The organism is Arthrobacter sp. SAFR-044, from assembly GCF_059414985.1.
In genome coordinates, this window is the sequence record NZ_JBPFDN010000005.1 from 221,249 (window position 1) to 240,686 (window position 19,438).

20 protein-coding genes are annotated in these 19,438 nt (G+C 68.3%); 14 read left to right on the forward strand and 6 right to left on the reverse strand.

From position 1 onward, the window contains the following. Positions 1 to 117: 117 nt before the first annotated feature. A complete protein-coding gene (locus tag ACR65J_RS10200; protein WP_440168307.1) occupies positions 118 to 942 on the forward strand; it encodes a DUF1206 domain-containing protein in 825 nt (274 codons plus the stop codon). Here the strand turns inward: ACR65J_RS10200 and ACR65J_RS10205 are convergent. Continuing rightward, positions 939 to 1,709 (reverse strand): MBL fold metallo-hydrolase, encoded by a 771-nt coding sequence (locus tag ACR65J_RS10205; RefSeq protein ID WP_440168308.1) that lies wholly within the window; start codon positions 1,707 to 1,709, stop codon positions 939 to 941. The two genes, ACR65J_RS10200 and ACR65J_RS10205, sit on opposite strands and share 4 nt — an antisense overlap. Before the next feature lie 266 nt (positions 1,710 to 1,975). Between ACR65J_RS10205 and ACR65J_RS10210 the strand changes: the two genes are divergently transcribed. After that, positions 1,976 to 2,725 carry an SGNH/GDSL hydrolase family protein gene (locus ACR65J_RS10210; RefSeq protein ID WP_440168309.1) on the forward strand — a complete coding sequence of 250 codons (750 nt, stop codon included), beginning with the start codon at positions 1,976 to 1,978 and terminating at the stop codon, positions 2,723 to 2,725. Between the two features lie 2 nt (positions 2,726 to 2,727). Here ACR65J_RS10210 and ACR65J_RS10215 read toward each other — a convergent pair whose 3' ends face one another. Both ACR65J_RS10215 and ACR65J_RS10220 read right to left on the reverse strand, forming a co-directional pair. Then, positions 2,728 to 3,429 (reverse strand): SCO1664 family protein, encoded by a 702-nt coding sequence (locus tag ACR65J_RS10215; RefSeq protein WP_440168310.1) that lies wholly within the window; start codon positions 3,427 to 3,429, stop codon positions 2,728 to 2,730. Positions 3,430 to 3,487: 58 nt separating this feature from the next. Beyond that, positions 3,488 to 4,117 carry an MSMEG_4193 family putative phosphomutase gene (locus ACR65J_RS10220; RefSeq protein WP_440168312.1) on the reverse strand — a complete coding sequence of 210 codons (630 nt, stop codon included), beginning with the start codon at positions 4,115 to 4,117 and terminating at the stop codon, positions 3,488 to 3,490. 177 nt (positions 4,118 to 4,294) lie between these two features. Between ACR65J_RS10220 and ACR65J_RS10225 the strand changes: the two genes are divergently transcribed. After that, positions 4,295 to 5,683, forward strand: a complete 1,389-nt coding sequence (locus ACR65J_RS10225) for a sigma 54-interacting transcriptional regulator (RefSeq protein WP_440168314.1) — start codon at positions 4,295 to 4,297, stop codon at positions 5,681 to 5,683. Positions 5,684 to 5,697: 14 nt separating this feature from the next. Then, positions 5,698 to 7,701 carry a vWA domain-containing protein gene (locus ACR65J_RS10230; RefSeq protein ID WP_440168316.1) on the forward strand — a complete coding sequence of 668 codons (2,004 nt, stop codon included), beginning with the start codon at positions 5,698 to 5,700 and terminating at the stop codon, positions 7,699 to 7,701. On the opposite strand, the gene ACR65J_RS10235 is transcribed toward ACR65J_RS10230, so the two are convergent. Continuing rightward, entirely contained in the window at positions 7,698 to 9,839 is a 2,142-nt protein-coding gene (locus tag ACR65J_RS10235) for an amylo-alpha-1,6-glucosidase (protein WP_440168318.1), read from the reverse strand. The genes ACR65J_RS10230 and ACR65J_RS10235 overlap by 4 nt on opposite strands. A gap of 148 nt (positions 9,840 to 9,987) precedes the next feature. Here ACR65J_RS10235 and ACR65J_RS10240 point away from each other — a divergent pair, with 148 nt between their 5' ends. The 7 genes from ACR65J_RS10240 to ACR65J_RS10270 all read left to right on the forward strand — a co-directional run bounded on the left by ACR65J_RS10240 (position 9,988) and on the right by ACR65J_RS10270 (position 16,399). After that, positions 9,988 to 10,623 (forward strand): dihydrofolate reductase family protein, encoded by a 636-nt coding sequence (locus ACR65J_RS10240; RefSeq protein WP_440168320.1) that lies wholly within the window; start codon positions 9,988 to 9,990, stop codon positions 10,621 to 10,623. Positions 10,624 to 10,788: 165 nt separating this feature from the next. Continuing rightward, entirely contained in the window at positions 10,789 to 11,736 is a 948-nt protein-coding gene (locus ACR65J_RS10245; RefSeq protein WP_440168322.1) for a 5'-3' exonuclease, read from the forward strand. A 135-nt stretch (positions 11,737 to 11,871) separates the two neighbouring features. Further along, on the forward strand, positions 11,872 to 12,387 hold the full coding sequence (locus ACR65J_RS10250) for a flavin reductase family protein (protein WP_440168324.1): 516 nt from the start codon (positions 11,872 to 11,874) through the stop codon (positions 12,385 to 12,387). Between the two features lie 157 nt (positions 12,388 to 12,544). Then, positions 12,545 to 12,847 carry a hypothetical protein gene (locus ACR65J_RS10255; RefSeq protein ID WP_440168326.1) on the forward strand — a complete coding sequence of 101 codons (303 nt, stop codon included), beginning with the start codon at positions 12,545 to 12,547 and terminating at the stop codon, positions 12,845 to 12,847. Beyond that, positions 12,837 to 13,424 (forward strand): hypothetical protein, encoded by a 588-nt coding sequence (locus ACR65J_RS10260; protein ID WP_440168328.1) that lies wholly within the window; start codon positions 12,837 to 12,839, stop codon positions 13,422 to 13,424. The genes ACR65J_RS10255 and ACR65J_RS10260 overlap by 11 nt, the downstream gene beginning before the upstream one ends. Positions 13,425 to 13,454: 30 nt before the next feature. Then, positions 13,455 to 16,064, forward strand: coding sequence for an ATP-dependent helicase HrpB (hrpB, locus tag ACR65J_RS10265; RefSeq protein ID WP_440168330.1), 2,610 nt, complete (start codon positions 13,455 to 13,457; stop codon positions 16,062 to 16,064). Between the two features lie 152 nt (positions 16,065 to 16,216). After that, positions 16,217 to 16,399, forward strand: coding sequence for a hypothetical protein (locus tag ACR65J_RS10270; protein WP_440168332.1), 183 nt, complete (start codon positions 16,217 to 16,219; stop codon positions 16,397 to 16,399). An 8-nt stretch (positions 16,400 to 16,407) separates the two neighbouring features. On the opposite strand, the gene ACR65J_RS10275 is transcribed toward ACR65J_RS10270, so the two are convergent. Beyond that, the gene (locus ACR65J_RS10275) at positions 16,408 to 17,085 is read right to left on the reverse strand and encodes an alpha/beta hydrolase family protein (RefSeq protein ID WP_440168334.1); all 678 of its coding nucleotides are present in this window, start codon (positions 17,083 to 17,085) and stop codon (positions 16,408 to 16,410) included. 67 nt (positions 17,086 to 17,152) lie between these two features. On the opposite strand from ACR65J_RS10275, the gene ligD reads away from it, so the two are divergent. Then, positions 17,153 to 18,175, forward strand: coding sequence for a non-homologous end-joining DNA ligase (gene ligD / locus ACR65J_RS10280; RefSeq protein WP_440168336.1), 1,023 nt, complete (start codon positions 17,153 to 17,155; stop codon positions 18,173 to 18,175). 45 nt (positions 18,176 to 18,220) lie between these two features. Here the strand turns inward: ligD and ACR65J_RS10285 are convergent, their stop codons facing one another. Continuing rightward, the gene (locus tag ACR65J_RS10285; RefSeq protein ID WP_141160539.1) at positions 18,221 to 18,841 is read right to left on the reverse strand and encodes an L-threonylcarbamoyladenylate synthase; all 621 of its coding nucleotides are present in this window, start codon (positions 18,839 to 18,841) and stop codon (positions 18,221 to 18,223) included. On the opposite strand from ACR65J_RS10285, the gene ACR65J_RS10290 reads away from it, so the two are divergent. After that, on the forward strand, positions 18,840 to 18,986 hold the full coding sequence (locus ACR65J_RS10290; RefSeq protein WP_440168339.1) for a hypothetical protein: 147 nt from the start codon (positions 18,840 to 18,842) through the stop codon (positions 18,984 to 18,986). The two genes, ACR65J_RS10285 and ACR65J_RS10290, sit on opposite strands and share 2 nt — an antisense overlap. Positions 18,987 to 18,999: 13 nt before the next feature. After that, positions 19,000 to 19,431 carry a VOC family protein gene (locus ACR65J_RS10295; protein ID WP_440168341.1) on the forward strand — a complete coding sequence of 144 codons (432 nt, stop codon included), beginning with the start codon at positions 19,000 to 19,002 and terminating at the stop codon, positions 19,429 to 19,431. Positions 19,432 to 19,438: the final 7 nt, after the last annotated feature.

The following is a 19,438-nucleotide window of genomic DNA, read 5'->3' on the forward strand; positions in this document are numbered from 1 at the left end:
ACTTTCCGGGCCTGTCGGGACGGCGCGGACGGATTTACACTGAAGCATTCCGCGACGCAGGCGGGGGGAACCGGCCCGGGATTGGAAGATCAACTACATATTTGGGAAGGGCCGGCCATGGGCAACGCGTCGCAGGGAGCTAACAGGGCAGTATCCGAGGCGGCGTCGGCGAGCCGCAGCCCGGCAGTCCGCGTTCTGGCCCGGGCCGGATATGTCTTCATCGGCCTGGTCCATATCCTGGTCGGCGCCATCGCCTTGCAGTTGACCAGGGGCCAGGGTGGAGAAGCTGACCAGTCCGGGGCGATCGGAGCCCTGGCGTCCAAGCCGGGCGGGGGGATCCTGCTCTGGGCCGGAGCTGTCGCCTGTGCCGCGCTTGCGCTCTGGATGCTAAGCGAAGCCGTATTTGGGGCGCGAACCGAGTCCGACTCCAAGAAGAAATTGAAGAAAGCTGCCGGCGCTGCGGGGAAAGCTGTGGTTTTCGGCTTCCTTGCCTTCACCTTCGCCGTTTTTGCCGCCGGGGGCAGCAAGAACTCCAGCCAGTCGGCCACCGATTTCACCGCAAAGCTGATGGGCGCGCCCGCCGGGGTGGTGCTTCTGGTGGTGCTGGGGCTGGCGATCATCGGAGCGGGCGTCTTCTATGCCTACCGGGGCGTCTCCCGGAAGTTCATGAAGGACCTGCAGGACCCGGGCAACGCGCGGACAGCCGTGGAGTGGCTCGGCACCATCGGTTACGCAGCCAAGGGTGTGGTGCTCGCCGTCGTCGGTGTCCTGATCATCGTGGCGGCAGCAACCGCCGACCCATCCAAATCCTCCGGCCTCGACGGCGGACTGAAAACCCTGGGCGCCCAACCGTACGGCGTCTTCCTCCTCGCCGCCATCGCGGCCGGGCTAATCTGCTACGGCGTCTATTCCATGGCGCGGGCACGGTACGGCAAGTTCTAACCGCGGTTCCCGAGAACCGCCAGCGCTTCCGCCAGCGGGGCGCGCAGGGCGGGTCCGTGGCCGGGAAGGACGACCGGGGATTCCAACCCGGCCAGGTTCTGCAGGGCGGCCTGCGCGGCGGCCGGATCTGCGTGGTACATCGGGTGCAGCATCTGCGGTCCGGAAGTCCGGCTGATTGGGTGGCCGCTGACGAAGCAGTCGCCCACGGCAATGGCACCCGCCCCGGACAGGTGGATGGCGGCATTGCCGGGCGTATGGCCGGGCACTGGTACGGCAACGGGCCGGCCAGGCAGGGCCCGGAGCCTGTCAGCGTCCCACGCTTCCGCCGCCGGCACTGGCTTGGCACCCAGGGCACCCGCCCTGATGACGTGCACCATCCAGCGGAAGATGCGCGGCTTCCAGGCCCGGCCGATGACCTGGCCGAAGGTGACCTGGTGCTTCTCCTTTCCCTGGACGTGGGCCAGCTCCCCGGGGGCGCACAGGACCGGGGTTCCGAATGTTTCGGAGAAGAAGGCGGCACTGCCCGTGTGGTCCACGTGTCCGTGCGTGACCAGCAGTGCAAGGGCGTTGGCCGGTTCCAGGCCCAGGTGGCGGATCGAGGCAAGGACGTTGCTGCGGTCACCGGGGTAGCCGCTGTCAATGAGGATGAACCCGGAAGGGTCCCGCGCCACGATCCAGTTGGAGGCTGGCCCTTCGGCGAAGTAGACGCCGGGCGCCTGCTCGGAAACTTTGGTTGCGGGATTCCACCCGGTTGCCTGCCGCTGCACGGATCCAGCGTAGCCCGCCGACTACAGTGCAGCCCGTCGATTACAGCGCAGCCTGCTCGACGCCGGACGGCTTGGACCCCGAACGGCAGCCACCAGGGTACCTAATGCCCTAAAGGTTCCTGTGCAGTCGCTGTGCATCCTGTTGATCCTGGTCACCTTGGCCCTAAAGTATTCCCACAATTGCCTACGATGGGACACGGACTAGAAGATAAACGGCCGGCGGGCAGCAGCCCGCCGGCCGGTAATTGCAGGCAGGAGGAGGGACCATGCACGACAGCGCCCCGCTGCACGGTCATCCCGGCCGGCTCGTGACCGCCGGTGTGGCGGTCCTCCTCCTGGCCGTGACGTCGGGAAGCGCTGCCCGGACGCAGCCCCCGGCCTCGGCGCCGCCGGTCCGCGTGGTGGTAGTGGGGGACTCGCTGAGCACCGGTCACGGCACGTCGCCGCAGGAGGCGTGGCCCGCGCTGATGCGGACGGACCCGGCGGTAACGGGCCTGGAAGTGGTCAACGCGGCCGAGGACGGAAGCGGCTACCTCAGCCTGGGCGACTACAACGGGACCTTCGGCACGCAGGTGGATGACTTCGTCACCCCGGACACCGGGATCGTGGTCTTTTTCGGCTCGGAAAACGACCTTGGCTACGCCTCCGCAGACGTCGGCGACGCGGCCCTGGCCGCCATGGACAAGGCAGAGGCACTTGCCCCCGAGGCCAGGATCATTGTGGTGGGGCCGCCGTCGTACACCACGGACCCTGACCCCGGGCTCGTGGATATCAGCGACCAACTCAGGACCGCCACTGCGCGGGCGGGCGGTGAGTTTGTTGATCCGATCGCCCAGGGCTGGATCAGCGACGACTTCGATGACCTGATCGGCCCGGACGGCGACCACCCCACTGTGCTGGGGCAGCATTACCTGCTGGAGCACATCGGCGCGTACCTTGAGCAGGCGGCCCCGGCGGCTGCAGCGGCGCTGGAAGAGCGCCCGGACCCGCGCAGGCCCGCAGACTGGACGTCATAGGCCTAGACCAGGGGCCACGGATAACGCATCCCCGTGCGGTCAACGGGAAGCACCTTCTCCTGCAGTATGCGCTGGACGCGGCGCTGCAGGGCAGCCACTTCGGCGGGGTGGAGCAGTTCCGCCACATCTGCCGGGACGGTGGCCGCCAGGGGGCTGATGTCCTCGAGCAGCTGGTCCGGGATGGGGTCGCCTGCGAAGTCCCAGATGACCGTGCGGAGCTTGAAGGCAGCGGAAAAGCACAGACCGTGGTCGATGCCCCAGATCCGGCCGTCAGTACCACGCAGGACGTGCCCGCTTTTCCGGTCAGTATTGTTTGCCACGTAGTCGAACAGCGCCATCCGCGCCAGCTCGCTGTGTGTCTCCGGCGAGTCTGCGTACAGGGTGAAGTAATGTTCCTGGTGGTCGCCTTCGATGAACCACTGCAACGACCCGACGCCAAGCGGCGCGTCCGTGCGGACCACTGTAGGCGGCACCATTCCCCACCCCAGTGCTTCGCTCAGCTGGAATGCGGCGCACTCACGGCGGTACAGGCCGGCGTCGAAATCCACCAGCGGCCGCTCTCCTGCCTCCGGCTTGTAGACGGCCCAGGCGGAATCGTCACCGCAGGAAAGCTCCGCGAGGAACGTGGCATTGCTGCCGCTCATGATGCGGCCCAGCAGCTCCACGCGGCCCTCGGTGAGGAGGGTCAGCTCCCGCCCGGACACCGCATGCCCCGTGCTGCCGCAACCGGCGGCCAGTCGTTCCGTTCCTGTCCGGAAAGGATCACGATGACATCAGCCCGCTTAAGGGCTCCGACATCGAATTCACCGTGAGCACCGCCGGCGCCTGCCCGTCCGTGTAGGAGATCACCGAGACCGACGCCGGGCTGATCATGATGCGCTGGAAAAGGTCAAGGTGGGTGCCCAGCGCATGGGCCACGGCCGCCTTAATGGGATCGGCATGGGAGAAGCAGACCACGACGCCGCCACGATGGGCGGCCCGGAGATCCTCCAGTGTCCCAACCATCCGCGCCTGCATTCCGGAAAAGCCCTCGCCATTGGGAAAGCGGAACGCCGATGGGTTGTGCTGGACGGTCTGCCACTCCGGCAGGCCCGCAAGCCCGGCGAGCGCCGCGCCGGTCCAGTCACCGAAATCGCATTCCAAAAGCCCGGCTTCTTCTTTGACCGTCCGGCCGGTGCGGGCGGCCGTGGGCTCGGCAGTCTCCCGTGCCCGCTCCAGGGGTGACGAGTACACCGCCTCGACAGGCAGGCCGTCAAGGCGGTCGGCAACAGCATCAGCCTGTGCACGGCCGCGCTCGGAAAGGTGGAGGCCCGGGGCCCGGCCCGGCAGGACGGTACCGGTGGTGGGTGTCTGGCCGTGCCGCACCAGGAGGATCAATGTGCTCTGTGTCATTGGGACTAAGCGTAGCCGCGAGGGGGCCCCGTGCCGAGCTTGCGAGGCGCGGGGAGCGGCAAGCGGTAGCCGCGAGGGGGCCCCGTGCCGAGCTTGCGAGGCGCGGGGAGCGGCAAGCGGGCCGGGAATGTGGAGGAATCTCTCGATTAGCCGCAGGGTGGGGATTACCGTAGAGGAGTGACTGATCGCCCCGATATCTACACCGTTGGTGAACTGCGTGCGGCAGGCTGCGTCCACAAGGACCTGAGGCACGAAATCCGCGACAACCTCCTCGCGGCCCTGGCCGCGGGACGTGACCCCTGGCCGGGGCTGTACGGCTTCAGCAGGACCGTGATTCCGCAGCTCGAACGGGCCCTGCTCGCCGGGCATGACATTGTCCTGTTGGGTGAGCGCGGGCAGGGCAAGACCCGCGTGCTCCGTACCCTGGCCGGGTTGCTTGACGAGTGGTCGCCGGTAATTGAGGACTCGGAGCTGAACGAGCACCCGTTTGAGCCGATCACCGAGCAATCCCGCGCCAGGGCGCTGACCGAGGGAGACCGGCTGCGGATCGCATGGCGGCACCGTTCAGAGCGGTACGTGGAGAAGCTCGCGACGCCGGATACCTCCGTGGCCGACCTTGTGGGCGACGTGGACCCGATGCGCGTAGCTGAGGGCCGCAGGCTGGGCGACCCGGAAACCATCCACTATGGGCTCATCCCGCGCTCCAACCGGGGCATCATCGCCATCAACGAATTGCCGGACCTCGCCGAACGCATCCAGGTGTCCATGCTCAACGTCATGGAGGAACGGGACATCCAGATCCGCGGCTACGTGCTGCGGCTGCCGCTGGACGTCCTGGTTGTCGCGTCCGCCAACCCGGAGGACTACACCAACCGCGGCCGGATCATTACGCCACTGAAGGACCGCTTCGGCGCGGAGATCAGGACCCATTACCCGGTCGAGCTGGAAGACGAAGTGGCGGTCATCCGCCAGGAGGGCCGGCTGGTTGCGGACGTGCCGCCGTTCATCCTGGAAATCCTGGCCCGCTACACCCGGGCACTGCGGCAGTCGCCTGCCATCAACCAAACCTCCGGCGTTTCCGCCCGGTTCGCCATTGCGGGGGCAGAGACGGTGGCTGCTGCGGCATTGCGCCGGGCCAGCCTGCGGGGGGAGGACCAGGCGGTGGCACGGATCATCGACCTGGAGCCTGCAGTGGAGGTCCTGACGGGCAAGATCGAGTTTGAATCCGGCGAGGAAGGGCGGGAACAGGGCGTCCTCGACCACCTCCTGCGTACCGCAACCGCGGAAGCTGTCAGGGCGCACTTCCAGGGCCTGGACATGGGCCCGCTCGTGGCTGCCCTGGACGGGCACCGCACCGTCACCACCGGGGAGCAGGTCACGGCGCAGGAGTTCCTGGGCAACCTGCCGTCGCTGAACGGCTCGGGCCTCTACGACGAAATCGGGCGGCGCCTTGGTGCGGTGAATGACGGACAACTGGCCGCCGCCGTCGAACTGGCACTGGAGGGCCTATACCTCGGCCGGCGGATCTCCAAGGAGTCCGACGACGAGGAAACCATCTACGGCTAAGCCCGGGAGGCAGCATGGCCATCCACAAGCGGTCCGCCAGATACGGCCGGTACACTGGCGGCCCGGACCCGCTCGCCCCGCCAGTCGACTTGGCCGAGGCACTTGACGCTGTCGCCGAAGACGTGATGGCCGGCTACTCGCCCCGCCACGCCCTGCAGGAATTCCTGCGGCGCGGAGGCCGGAACCGGGACGGCCTGGATGACCTTGCCCGGCGCGTCCAGCAGCGGCGCCGCGACCTGCTCAGCCGGCACCGGCTGGACGGCACCCTGGACGAAGTAAAGAAGCTCCTGGACACCGCGGTGCTGGAGGAGCGCAAGCAACTGGCCCGGGACGCCATGATGGACAACACCGAGCGCGCCTTCCGGGAGATGCAGCTGCAGAACCTCCCACCCTCCACGGCTGCGGCGGTGAATGAGCTGGCGTCCTACGACTGGCAATCCAGCGCAGCACGTGAGGCCTACGAACACATCAAGGACCTGCTGGGCCGCGAGGTCCTCGAGCAGCGGTTCGCCGGCATGAAGCAGGCGCTGGAGAGTGCCACCGATGAGGACCGCCAGGCGGTGAACGCCATGCTCCGGGACCTCAACGAACTGCTGGGCGAACACCGGCGCGGGGAGGACACCGACGCCGACTTCCAGGAGTTCATGGCCAAACACGGCCAGTTTTTCCCGGAGAATCCGCAGTCGGTGGAGGAACTGGTGGACGCCCTGGCCCAGCGCGCCGCCGCCGCCCAACGGCTCCTGCAGTCGATGTCACCTGAGCAGCGCGATGAGCTGATGCGGCTCTCCGCCCAGGCCTTCGGCTCGCCCGAACTGATGGCCCAGCTCAGCGAACTTGACGCCGCCCTCCGGGCACTGCGCCCCGGAGAGGACTGGACGGGATCGGAACGCTTCGAAGGGCAGGAGGGCCTGGGGCTGGGCGACGGCACGGGGGTGCTGCAGGACATCGCCGAACTGGACCAACTGTCCGAACAGCTCTCCCAGTCCTACAACGGCTCCAGGCTCGATGACCTGGACCTGGACGCGATCGCCCGCCAGCTCGGTGAAAGCGCCGCCGTGAGCGCCCGCACCCTCGCGGAGATCGAGCGTGCCATGCAGGACGGCGGCTACCTGCGGCGCGGCACGGACGGCGACCTAAGGTTGTCCCCGCAGGCCATGCGGCGGCTGGGGAAGTCACTCCTCCGCGACGCTGCCAGGCAGCTGTCCGGCCGGCAGGGAAGCCGGGACACCAGGATGGCCGGGGCCGCCGGAGAACAGACAGGCTCAAGCCGGCAATGGGAGTTCGGGGACGGCGAGCCCTGGGACGTCACCCGGACCATGACCAACGCCATCCGGCGGACCATGGCCGACGGCGGCGACCCGGCCCGCGGCCTGCGCCTCGCCGTCGGCGATATCGAAGTGTCGGAGACGGAGGCCCGCACCCAGGCCGCGGTGGCCCTGCTGGTGGACGTGTCCTTTTCCATGGCCGCAGAAGGGCGGTGGGTTCCGATGAAGCGGACAGCGCTCGCATTACACCACCTGGTGTCCACGCGCTTCCGCGGCGACCGCCTCGAGCTCATCACCTTTGGCCGGTACGCGCAGTCCATGGACATCGGAGAACTCACGGCCCTGCCTGCCTTCCGCGAACAGGGAACCAACCTGCACCACGGCCTGCTGCTGGCCGGCCGCTTCTTCCGCCGGCACCCCTCCATGCAGCCCGTCCTGCTGGTGGTCACAGATGGCGAACCCACGGCGCACCTGCTGCCCGACGGGGACTCCTGGTTCAACTGGCCGCCGGACGCAGAGACCATCCGCGCCACGGTTGCCGAACTGGACCGCCTTGGGCGCGCCGGCGTCCAGGCCACCTTCTTCCGCCTGGGCAACGACCCCGGCCTGGAGCGGTTCATCCAGCGGATGGCCCAGCGCGTGGACGGCCGCGTTGTGGCGCCCGAAGTGGGCGGCCTTGGAGCTGCCGTGGTGGGGGAGTACCTGCGCGCCCACGTCCGCAGCGCCTACGCTGACGGCGACTGGGAGGTTTAGCCCTTGGCGTCCAATCCGGCCTGCGAGATGAGCTCGGTCAGCCATGGCCGGTGTTCGCGGTGGAACGTCAAGCCCTCCGGCAAGCCCTGCACCGCAGGTTCGCCGTCCCTGATGTCGATGGTGATCCGGCCACCGGCCAGGGGAGCGTTGGTGATGTGCAGGTTCCCGTAGGACTGCGGCAGCGCCGGATCCATCCAGAAGCCTCCGCGGGAGACATGGGCGTCGTACCGCATCAGGCAGGTGATCAGCATGATCGGCGCGGTGGCCGCCCAGGCCTGCGGGGAGCAGGCCGTGGGGTAGGGCACCGGCTCGGCCACCTGCTCCCTGCTGAAGCCGCAGAACAGCTCCGGCAGCCGGCCGCCGGAAAAATCCGCGGCTTCGAGCAGGGCGGTGGCGATGCGCTGCGCCTCCTCGACGAATCCGTACCGCATGAGTCCGGCCGCAATAATGGCATTGTCATGCGGCCATACAGAACCGTTGTGGTAACTGGCCGGGTTGTAGGCCCCCATATTTGAGGCCAGGGTCCTGACACCCCAGCCACTGAACATCTCCGGCGACATTAGCCGTTCAGCCACCAGCGGCACCTTGTCATCGTCAACGATGCCGTGCCACAGGCACTGCCCCATATTCGAGGCGCAGGCATCAACCGGCCGCTTGCGGCCGTCCAGGGCAACGGCGAAGTAGCCGCGGTCCGGCAGCCAGAATTCCTCGTTGAACCTTTTCTTCAACTGCGCCGCCTCGGCGGTGAGCCGGGCAGCCAACGGCGCGTCCCCGGCGTCGTACGCCATCCATGCCCGGGACAGCAACGCTGAGTAGACCAGGGCCTGCACCTCGCAAAGCGCGATGGGCGGTTCGGCAATGGTTCCGTCCGCGAAATTGATCCCGTCCCAGGAGTCTTTCCACCCCTGGTTGATAAGGCCCTGGTCGTTGAGGCGCTGGTACTCAACGAACCCGTCGCCGTCCTTGTCGCCGTAGGTCCGGACCCAGTCCAGGGCCCGGTCGGCGTTGGGCAGGAGGGCGGCTATGGCGTCCTTTCCGAACCCCCAGCGGCTGACCGATGCCAGGGTCATCACAAACTGCGGGGTTGCGTCCACGCTGCCGTAGTAGACGGACTTGCCGCCAAGCGCCAGCCCGGAGGACACGCCCAAACGGACTTCGTGCAGGATCTTCCCGGGTTCCTCCTCGCTCATCGGGTCCACCACCTTGCCCTGCCGGTCCGCCAGCGTCTGCAGGGTGCCCAAGGCCAGGGACGGATCCACCGGCAGGGCCATCTCCGAAGCCCACAGCGAGTCACGCCCGAACAGGGTCATGAACCATGGTGCGCCCGCCGCCACCACTATTCGTTCCGGATGCTCAGGGTCCTCGATCCGGAGCGCGCCGAGGTCGTCATAGCTGCGCCGCAGCGTGCGTTCAATGGACCGGTTCGCCATCTGCAGCCTGGGGATTTTGGCGACCCATTCCTGGTGCCGCCGGTCACTCGGTGACACCCCGTGCCCGGCGGGGTGCGTAACGTTGTGCTGCCCTGCCGGTGCCACGCTCAACCGCGTGGTCCACTGGCCGTATCCGGGAACCACGGCGTGGTATGAGAGTGCGCCGGCGGAGGCGACGGCGCCGCGTCCCCTGACCAGGACAGCTTTCCGCAGGTCCTGCCAGGCCGCGCTGATAATCAGGGAGTCGCCGTCGGCTCCGCGGGTGACGTCCCACCGCCGCTGGACCCTCGCCTCCTTCACCTCGAACAGATCGGCGAAGTCGGAATCGACGCCCACGGAGATGCTGCATTCAACGGGGTTGCCGGAATAGTTGCGGATCGTGATCTCCTCAACCACTCCGGCCGCCACTTCCCGCAGCCGCTCCACGATTAAGGGGCTGTCCGCGTATCCGTCTGCCCGGGGAACGCGGCCGATGAACAGTGCCCGGTAGGGTTCCTTCGTCTCCGCCGTCAACGGCTCAAGGGCCTGGCCGTTCACCGTCATGCTCCACCCAGAAAGGATGCGGGTGTCCTCATGAAAGACGCCGTGGGGCAGTTCCGGGTGGATATCTCCATTGGCTGCGGAGATACAAAAACATGAGCCCTCGACCAGGGTTACGGTCCCTGCCCCCACAGGCCCCGCCGCTGTGTCTGCATTCCATCCAGCCATGTCCGCTCCTTAGACGGCTACGACGGTTCCAGCGGAATAGACGCTACGCCTGCGGCAGGGCTGATGAAAGGGCCGGACCCTTGTACCTTCGCCCTGGCGGGCATAGCATTGCCGCCAGATCAACGCCGATCAGTCCAAGGAGCCGGCCATGGGCGCCACACCTGCCGAACCGTCCCAAGCACCCCTGATGGTGGACCTGATCATTTCGCTGGACGGTTGCGCCTCCGCAGAGGGCTGGCCGGGGTGGTGGGGACTGGAGGGTCCCGAATACCTTGCCTGGCTGGACCAGGAATCGGCGAAGAACTACACCTTCCTCCTGGGCGCGAATACGTACCGGCTGATGTACGGCATGTCTGCTCAGGCCGCGGCGAACCGGTCTGGTTTTTCGGAGGAGGAGGGCGCCAGCCTCACGGGGCTTTCCGCCGTACCGAAAATCGTGTTCTCTTCCTCGCTGCAGTCTCCCCTGGACTGGCCGAACTCGACCCTGGTAACCGGGGACGCGGTTGACGCGGTCCGCGAGCTGAAGCGTAAAGGGACGGGGCCCCTGAGTACCTTGGGCAGTATCAGCCTGGCACGGTCGTTGCTGGTGGCGGGCCTCGTGGACCGGTTCCGGCTGGTGGTCTTCCCCGTCATCACCGGCGCCACCGGGAGGGAGCGGATCTTCGACGGATATCCCGACGTCCGGCTGGACATGGTGCAGAGCAGGACGTTCGACGGCAGGCTCCAGCTGCTGGAGTACGTTCCCACGGTACTCACCGGCCCGCCCGGCACCGGGCAGCCGTGACCGGCCTTTAGCACCCCAACGTCCGGCTGTACCCTAGGCCATTTCCGGTTCGAGCAGGCAGGGCGCGGCTTGCTGCGCCTGGGATTCACGTCGCAGTCCTTCCAGGCGCCACGGCGGACACCCCGGCTGCTGCCCTCCCGGTCAATTCCGTGTGAGGATCGAGGTATGCCCCAGCGCCTCATGCTGCTCGACACTGCCTCCTTGTACTTCCGCGCCTTCTACGGCCTGCCGGACACCATCCGCCGCCCGGACGGCACGCCGGTCAATGCCGTCCGCGGACTGCTGGACATGATTGCCCGGCTCAGCACTGACTACCAGGCTTCGCACCTGGTGGCCTGCTGGGATGACGACTGGCGGCCGCAGTGGCGCGTGGACCTGATCCCCACCTACAAAGCCCACCGGGTGGCCCAGGCAGTCCCCGGCGGCACGGACGTGGAAGTGGTGCCTGAGGGCCTGGAGGCGCAGCTGCCCATGATCCGCCGCGTGCTGGAGCTGGCCGGCATCGCCATCGTCGGCAAAGCCGAACACGAGGCTGACGACGTTGTGGGTACCTACGCCAGCCAGGCAGTCCTCCCGGTGGACGTCGTCACGGGCGACCGGGATCTTTTCCAGGTCTGCGACGACGACCGGAAGGTCCGGGTGATCTACACAGCCCGCGGCATGAAGAACCTGGAAGTCATCACCGAGGAAACCGTCGTGGCCAAGTACAAGGTCCTCCCGCAGCAGTACGCCGATTACGCCACGCTGCGCGGCGACGCTTCCGACGGCTTGCCCGGCGTGGCCGGGATCGGCGAGAAGACCGCCGCATCGCTCCTGCTCAAGTACGGCACCTTGGAACGGCTGCTGGCAGCGGCGGAAGACGACGACGGCGGCGTGTCCGGTCCCGTCCGGGCCAAACTCTCCGCCGCTGCCGCGTACCTCGAAGCAGCCCCCGCCGTCGTCCGCCTGGTGCGCGACCTCGAGCTGCCCACCCTTGAGCAGGCGGGCGCCCTGCTGCAGCCGGTCACCGGTGGCCGGCGGGCCGAACTTGAGCAGCTGACCATCGACTGGAACCTGGGCGGCTCGGTCCGCCGGCTGCTCGCCGCGCTGGACCAGCGGCCGCAGCCGGCATAACGGCCGGGAACCGATGACGCCGGATGTACCGGCGTGACCTTTCGTTGCGGTGCGGGTCCGCGTGTTTCGGGCGGCTTGAGCGGGCCGGTTGGCTGGTGGTTTGGTGAGGTAACGATCCAGACGAGAGGCCACTCAATGACAGTCACTTCAGATCTTGCCCCCCGCCGCCTTCGGGACATTTTCGGAACGTTTGCCAGCGGGTTGACCGTTGTCACCGGTTCCACCCCTGAGGGCCCGGCCGGCTTCACCTGCCAGTCCTTTGCCTCACTGTCGCTGGACCCGGCGCTCGTGACCTTCAGCCCGGCCCGGACCTCAACCACCTGGCCCGTGCTGCGGAAGGCCGGTTCATTCACCGTCAACATCCTCCCCGCGGAACACCAGCACCTCGCCGGGCAGTTTGCCCGCACAGGGACGGACAAGTTCGCGGGAGTTGGCCACACGTCCTCGCCGCTGGGCAACCCCGTGCTGGACGGTGCGCTCGCCTGGATCGACTGCGACCTCCGCGCAGAGTACGACGGCGGCGACCACACCATTGTGGTGGCCGCCGTGCGGCACCTCCAGGCGCGGGGCGACGCCGAGCCCCTGCTGTTCTTCAAGGGCAGGTACGCCGGCCTCGCGCCGGCCGGGCACCTGCTCGAAGCCGCCGGCTGACCCGGCTCCCGGTCCAGCTCCGGCTCCAGCCAGGCGGGCTGCTGACCATTTTTGCCCGGTGGCAGCCTTCCGCACTCTTGCTTCAGGCCCGCGTAGTAGTAAGCTTGCTGAGCATTACTAGTAAGCTTGCTGATTAAATGGGATGGGAGCAGGAGCCATGGGCGCAATATTCGGTACGGCCCTGTCACTGATGCTGACCGCAGGCGGTGCGGCGGTGGCTGCGGCGGGTGGCCCGGGAACGGCCCAGCACTACCTGGCCGGCCACGTGCTCCTCGGAGTGGGCATCGGCTTGTTGATCGCCACGGCCCTGCGGACGGGCGGCCGCATCCTGCTGGCGCGGGCCGCCTCTCCCGCGCACAAGGCTGCCGTGCGGGCACCCGTAGTTGAGGCCACTCCGGTGACGGTCCTGCCCGTCCGGTCAGCCTCCACCGTCCCGTTGCGGGGCAGGCATGCCGCCTGAGGTGCAGAAGCCGGCCGGACCGGAAGCGGCCGGCGCGTCCGCCCCCGTGACCCGCCGTCGGGGCGTCCGTGCCCTAATGGTCCTGTGCGGCGCCGTGCTGGCAGCCGCCCTGGTAGCGGGAGCGGCAGCCGTCCACCCGGCCGACACGGACGCCAATGTGCTGCGCGGTTTCCAAATCCGCGTCCTGAGCATCAGCCAGGCTGCATCGGAGAACAGGATGGATGGGGCACTGGCCGCCCTGCAGGCGCTCGAAAAGGACCTGGGCGAAGCCGCCGCGGCAGGCCGCGTGTCAGCTGCCCGGTACCGCGGAATCGAAAATGCGCTCTCGGCCGTCCGGGCAGATATCGCTACACAGGTGGCCGCAGCCTCCGCGGCGGAGCCCCCTGCCGCCGCGCCGGAGGCCGGCGCCGCGGCCCCTGCTTTGGCAGACACCGCCCAGGACGGCCCCAGCCCTGCGGAACCCGTTGTTCCAGCCGTCGCCCCGGCACCTGCCCCCGCCCCGGAAGCGCCCGGCTCGCAGCGTTCTGACACCGCAAAAGAAGCCAAGGGCAAGGGCAAGAGCCAAGGCAAACCCTGACCCGCTTCCCCGTCAGGGCAAAATGGACGCATGATTCCTCCTGACGGCAACCCTGCCGCCGACGCCTTCAACCTCGCGGCCATCGGTGCCGGCCTCGCCTTCGAAGCCTCCCTGCCCGCACTGCAGCAGGCACTGGAATGCGGGGCGGCTGTTGTGCAGGCGCCACCGGGAACCGGTAAAACCACACTCGTTCCGCCGCTGCTCGCCAATCTTTATGGCCGCTCCGGGCGCATCATCGTCACCCAGCCCCGGCGTGTTGCCGCCCGTGCCGCCGCCCGCCGCCTTTCCGCCCTTGACGGCAGCGGAGTTGCCGGCCGCGTGGGCTATACCGTCCGGGGGGAACGCCAGGCAGGACCGGATACGCGGGTTGAGTTTGTCACGCCGGGGATCCTGTTGCGCCGCCTGCTGGCAGACCCGGGGCTGGACGGGACGGCCGCCGTCGTCCTGGACGAAGTGCACGAGCGCGGCCTGGAAACGGACCTCCTGGTCGGCATGATCGCGGAGGTCCGCGCGCTGCGCGGCGACCTCGCCGTCGTCGCCATGTCCGCAACGCTGGACGCACCACGGTTCGCAGCGCTGCTGGGGGATCGCGACGGCGGGGGGCCGGCTCCCGTCGTCGGCTGTCCTTCGGTGAATTACCCGCTTGAAGCACAGTGGCTCCCGGCTCCGGCGGCACGGCTGGACACCAGGGGCGTGGCGCCCGCCTTCCTGGACCATGTTGCCGCGGTTGCGGCAGATGCCCACGCCCGGGCCCTCGCTGGAGACAACGCGGTCGATGCACTCGTGTTCCTGCCCGGCGCCAGGGAAGTCTCCCACGTGGCCGCGGCGCTCCGTGGCCGGTTGGGCCGCCGCGTGGATGTCCTGGAACTTCACGGCCAGGTGCCCGCAGCGGATCAGGACCGGGCCGTGTCGGGGCGGAGTCCCGGGGATCCCCCGCGGATCATTGTCTCCACCGATCTCGCCGAATCCTCCCTGACGGTGCCCGGCGTCCGGCTGGTGGTCGACTCGGGGCTGACCCGGGAACCGCGACGGGACTCAGGGCGCGGCATGAGCGGGCTGGTCACTGTCTCCTGCTCCCGGGCGTCCTCAGACCAGAGGGCCGGCCGCGCCGCACGGCAAGGCCCCGGGCGGGTGGTCCGCTGCTACTCGCAGCAGGCCTATGGCGCGGCTCCTGCCCACGTCACCCCGGAAATCAACGTGGCGGACCTGACCGGCGCAGCCCTCACCCTCGCGTGCTGGGGAGCGCCGGGCGGCAAGGGCCTCGCGCTCCCGGATGAGCCGCCCCGCCTGGCCATGGACGAAGCCGTCGAGGTGCTCCGGGAGCTCGGCGCGGTATCGGACGACGGGCAGGTAACCCCCGCCGGCCGGTCCCTTGCGGCCATCCCCGCCGATCCCCGGCTGGCCCGGGCGCTGCTCGACGGCGGCGCCTCCGCCGGCCGGCAGCTCGCCGCCGAGGTGGTGGCCGCGGTCTCCGGAGACCAGCGGGCACCCGGCGGTGACCTGCCCCGGCTGCTGGCCCAGCTCCGTACTGACAAAAGCCCGGCGGGAAAGCGCTGGGCGGACGAGTCCAGGCGGCTCGCTGCCTTGGCGCGGCGGCAGGACGCAGATGCCGCGTCGGTTCCGGCCAGTTCCGCCGGCGGCTCCGAGGCTGTCGGCGCAGTCGTCGCCCTGGCCTTTCCCGACCGCGTAGCCCACCGTGTGCCGGGCAGCGGGGGTGCCGGGCAGTACCTGCTGGCTTCCGGCACCAGGGCAGGCCCGCCCGCAGGCAGCACCTTGTCCGGCCACGAGTGGCTGGCCGTAGCCGAAGTGTCCCGCGCCGGCGGCCGGGACGCGGCCGGGACCGGCGCCGTCATCCGTTCCGCCGCAGCCTTGACCCCCGCCATGGCCGAAACAGCAGCGTCGCACCTGTTGGCCGACACCGTGGAAGCGGAATTCACCGGGGGCCGGCTGAGCGCCCGCAGGACACGGCGGCTAGGTTCCATAGTGCTCTCCGAAACACCGGTGCGTCCCACCGCCGGACAGGGAAAGCAGGCTGTGGCGGCCGCGTTGCAGACCGGCGGGCTGGCTGCCCTGTCATGGTCGACGGCGGCGGCCTCCTTCCGGCGCAGGCTTGCCTTCCTGCACCGCGAGCTGGGGGAGCCTTGGCCCGATGTGTCGGACAGGGCGCTGCTGGACCGGCTGGACGAGTGGCTGGGACCCGAGCTCGAGGCCCTTGCCGCCGGGAAGCCGGTCGGCTCCGTTGACCTGGCGGACCCCTTGCGCCGCCTGCTGCCCTGGCCGGAAGCTGCCCGGCTGGGTGAGCTCGCCCCCGAAAACCTTGAGGTCCCCAGCGGCTCCCGGGTCCGGATCGATTACCCGGAACCCGGCGACGAGGGTGCACCCCCCGTCGTCGCCGTGAAACTGCAGGAGTGTTTTGGGCTGGCCCAATCCCCGCGGCTGGTGGACGGCCGTGTCCCGGTCCTGTTCCATCTGCTCTCCCCGGCCCGGCGGCCCCTCGCGGTGACGGATGACCTGACGTCTTTCTGGTCCGGCCCGTACACCCAGGTCCGTGGCGAAATGCGCGGCCGCTACCCCAAGCACCCGTGGCCGGAGGACCCCTGGTCAGCCCCGGCCACCGCACGCACCAAGCAGCGCAGGTAGCCGTGCCCCGGCGCCCCTGGCACTAGGGAGAGGGGTAGGTGAGATACCCGATACACGGCCGAAACGTCCCGTCGCCCCGGTGAAACATGCACTGGGTACGCTCCTTCCTACGTGGACGGCGGTGTCCATACACCCCCAGGAAGGACGGAACCATGTTTCTCTTGCACAGCCTGAACCTCTTGAACGGCCGGAACCTGTTGCTCGATGGCGGCAGCGGCGACGATGCACGGCGTAATGACGGCGGGCCCTCCAGTGGCGCGGTGCACGGTGAGTTTCCCGCCGGCCGGCTCACCTCGGCCGCGTGGGAAGGGTGGTGGCACGAGGACGCTGCCTAGCTGCCTCCTCAGCTGTGCGCAGCGATAAACACGGCCACGGGGGCTGCCAGGGACGCACCCACTTCGTCGGCGGGCCGCTTCTTTCCCGCCACCGCGAACGAGTGGTCGCCACCCTCCACCCACTGGAGCACCGCGGTGGGCCCGATCCGGGAGACGACGCCCTCAAGGATTTTCGGGGTGGCAAACGTGTCCCGGGTGCCCTGCAGGAACAGCATCGGTGTGGCCAGCCCGTACAGGTGCTCATCCCGCAGCTTCTCCGGCTTCCCGGGAGCGTGCAGGGGATAGCCCAGGTAGACCAGCCCGGCCGCGTCCATGCCATCGGCAACGGCCATGGACGCCATCCTTCCCCCGAACGACTTGCCCGCCGCCCAGAGCGGGCCGCGGTCACCGTGGGCCCCGGCCTGCGCGTGGGCGGCGGCCATGGCGGCCCGCCAGGCGGCGATGGCCATGGGAGGGCGGTCAGGGAACTTCCGTCCCGCCTCCCGGTAGGGGAAATTGAAGCGAACGGTGGCCAGTCCCAGGTTGTTCAGGGCATCGGTGAAGCCGCGAAGGAACGGGTGTTCCATGCCGGCGCCTGCGCCGTGCGCCACCACCACAGTGGCGGTGGGGTCTTCCGGGCGGGCGTAGACGGCGGAAAAAGAAGCGTCGCCCACGGCCACGGTGAGCTGGTCATCGGATGCTGGCATGGGACCATCATGCCGGAGGGCGGCGGATGTACCCATCCCTGCCGGTGGCGGGGTGTACGTTGTCCCCATGGCGAGTGAACAGACCACCATCACTGTGCAAGGACCCAACGGGCCGCGCGACATGCGCATTTCCAGTCCCAGCCGCGTACTCTGGCCGGACCTGGGACTCACCAAACTCGATTTGGTGAACTACATCTGCGATGTGGGGGAGGCGTTCATGGCCGCCAACGGGGACCGCCCCGTGTCACTCCAGCGGTATTCGGGCAACATTGACGGCGAGATGTTCTTCTCCAAGAACCCGCCCAAAGGCACGCCGGACTTCATCCGGTCCGTCAAGGTGGTGTACCCGAGCGCGCGGTCCCACCCGCAGTTGGTGTTCGACGAGCCCGCAGCCGCCGTCTGGGCCGTGCAGATGAACACCGTGGTGTTCCACCCCTGGCCGTCCCGCGCGGAAAACACCGACAATCCGGACCAGCTGCGGATCGACCTCGACCCGCAGCCAGGCACCGATTTCGACGATGCAGTCCCCGCTGCCCTGGTGCTGAAGGAAGTGCTGGCCGAGGCTGGGCTCACCTGCTTCATCAAGACCTCCGGGAACCGGGGCCTGCACGTTTACGCCCCGATCGAGCCCACCCGCGAGTTCCTGGACGTCCGCCACGCCGTCATTGCTGCCGCCCGGGAAGTGGAGCGGCGCATCCCGGACAAGGTAACCACGGCCTGGTGGAAGGAAGAACGGGGCCAGAGGGTGTTCCTGGACTTCAACCAGGCCAACCGCGACCGGACCATCGCCGGCGCCTACAGTCCGCGGGCCCTCCCGCACGCGCCGGTTTCCTGCCCCATCACCTGGGATGAACTGGAAAAGGCGGATCCAAAGAACTTCACCATCCTCACGGTGCCCGGGCGGCTGAAGACCGTCGGAGACCCCTGGGCGGATTTCAAGGCCAACCCCGGAACCATCGACACCCTGCTGGAGTGGTGGGACCGCGACTGCAAAGCCGGCCTGGGAGAGCTGCCCTTCCCGCCCGACTACCCCAAGATGCCGGGAGAACCCCCGCGGGTGCAGCCCAGCAGGGCACGCAAGCAGGACTGACTAAAGCGCCCCGGGCGGCAGGCAGTTCCACGGGGCGGTGGGGGGCTACTCGAACCGGGACGGATCGCCCATGCCACGGCGCACAACTTCGGCCACCCCGCTTGAGAAATCAACAACGGTGGTGGGCTCGGCGCCGCAGTCCCCGGCGTCGATCACGGCATCCACCTGGTGGTCCAGCCGTTCCTTAATCTCCCAGCCCACCGTCAGCGGTTCCTCCTCGTCCGGCAGCAGCAGCGTGCTCGACAGCAGCGGCTCGCCCAGTTCGGCCAACAGCGCCTGCACCACCCTGTTATCCGGAATGCGCACGCCGACCGTCTTCTTCTTTGGGTGGAGCAGGCGCTTGGGAACCTCCTTGGTGGCCGGCAGGATAAAGGTGTAGCTTCCGGGGGTGACGGCCTTGATGCTGCGGAAAACGTCGTTGCCGATGTTCACGAACTGTCCCAGCTGCGCGAAATCGCGGCAGACCAGCGTGAAGTGATGCTTGTCATCCAGGTGCCGGATGCTCCTGATCCGGTCCAGGGCCTCCCGGTTTCCCATCTGTGCCCCCAACGCGTAGCAGGAGTCCGTGGGGTAGGCGATCAGGCCGCCGTCGCGGATGATCTTCACCGCCTGGGCAATGGCGCGGGGCTGGGGGTCGTGGGGATGAACATCAAAGAATCTGGCCATGCCCCCGAGCCTACGTTCCCGTGGGCCGCGCCGCACCATGAACCGAGGGGTGGACGGGGGAATCTTCCCCTACCCGGCCGCCGCTGGATGGGGCAGGATGATGAGTGCCAAAGTGCTGGCCGAAGCAATTCCCGGCCCCTTGTGAAGGAGATCCTGCCATGCCCACAGTTCTCAACCCTTACATCAGCTTCCGCGACAATGCCCGCGACGCCATGAACTTTTACCAGTCCGTGTTCGGCGGCGAACTGACGCTCAGCACGTTCGCCGACTTCCAGGCCAGCGAAGACCCTTCGGAAGCGGAAAAGATCATGCACGGCATGCTGACCACAACGCAGGGTCTGGTGCTCATGGGCGCTGATACTCCGAACAGCATGGAGTACCACCCTGGATCCTCCATTTCCATCTCGCTCAGCGGCGACGACGAGGTGGAGCTCCGCGGCTACTACGAGAAGCTGAGCGGCGACGGGGGAGCGGTGACTGTTCCCATGGAGAAGGCACCCTGGGGTGACGTTTTTGGCATGTGCACGGACCGGTTTGGTGTCGCCTGGCTGGTCAACGTCAACGCAGCCCAGGCGACGGCCGCTCCCTGACCCACCG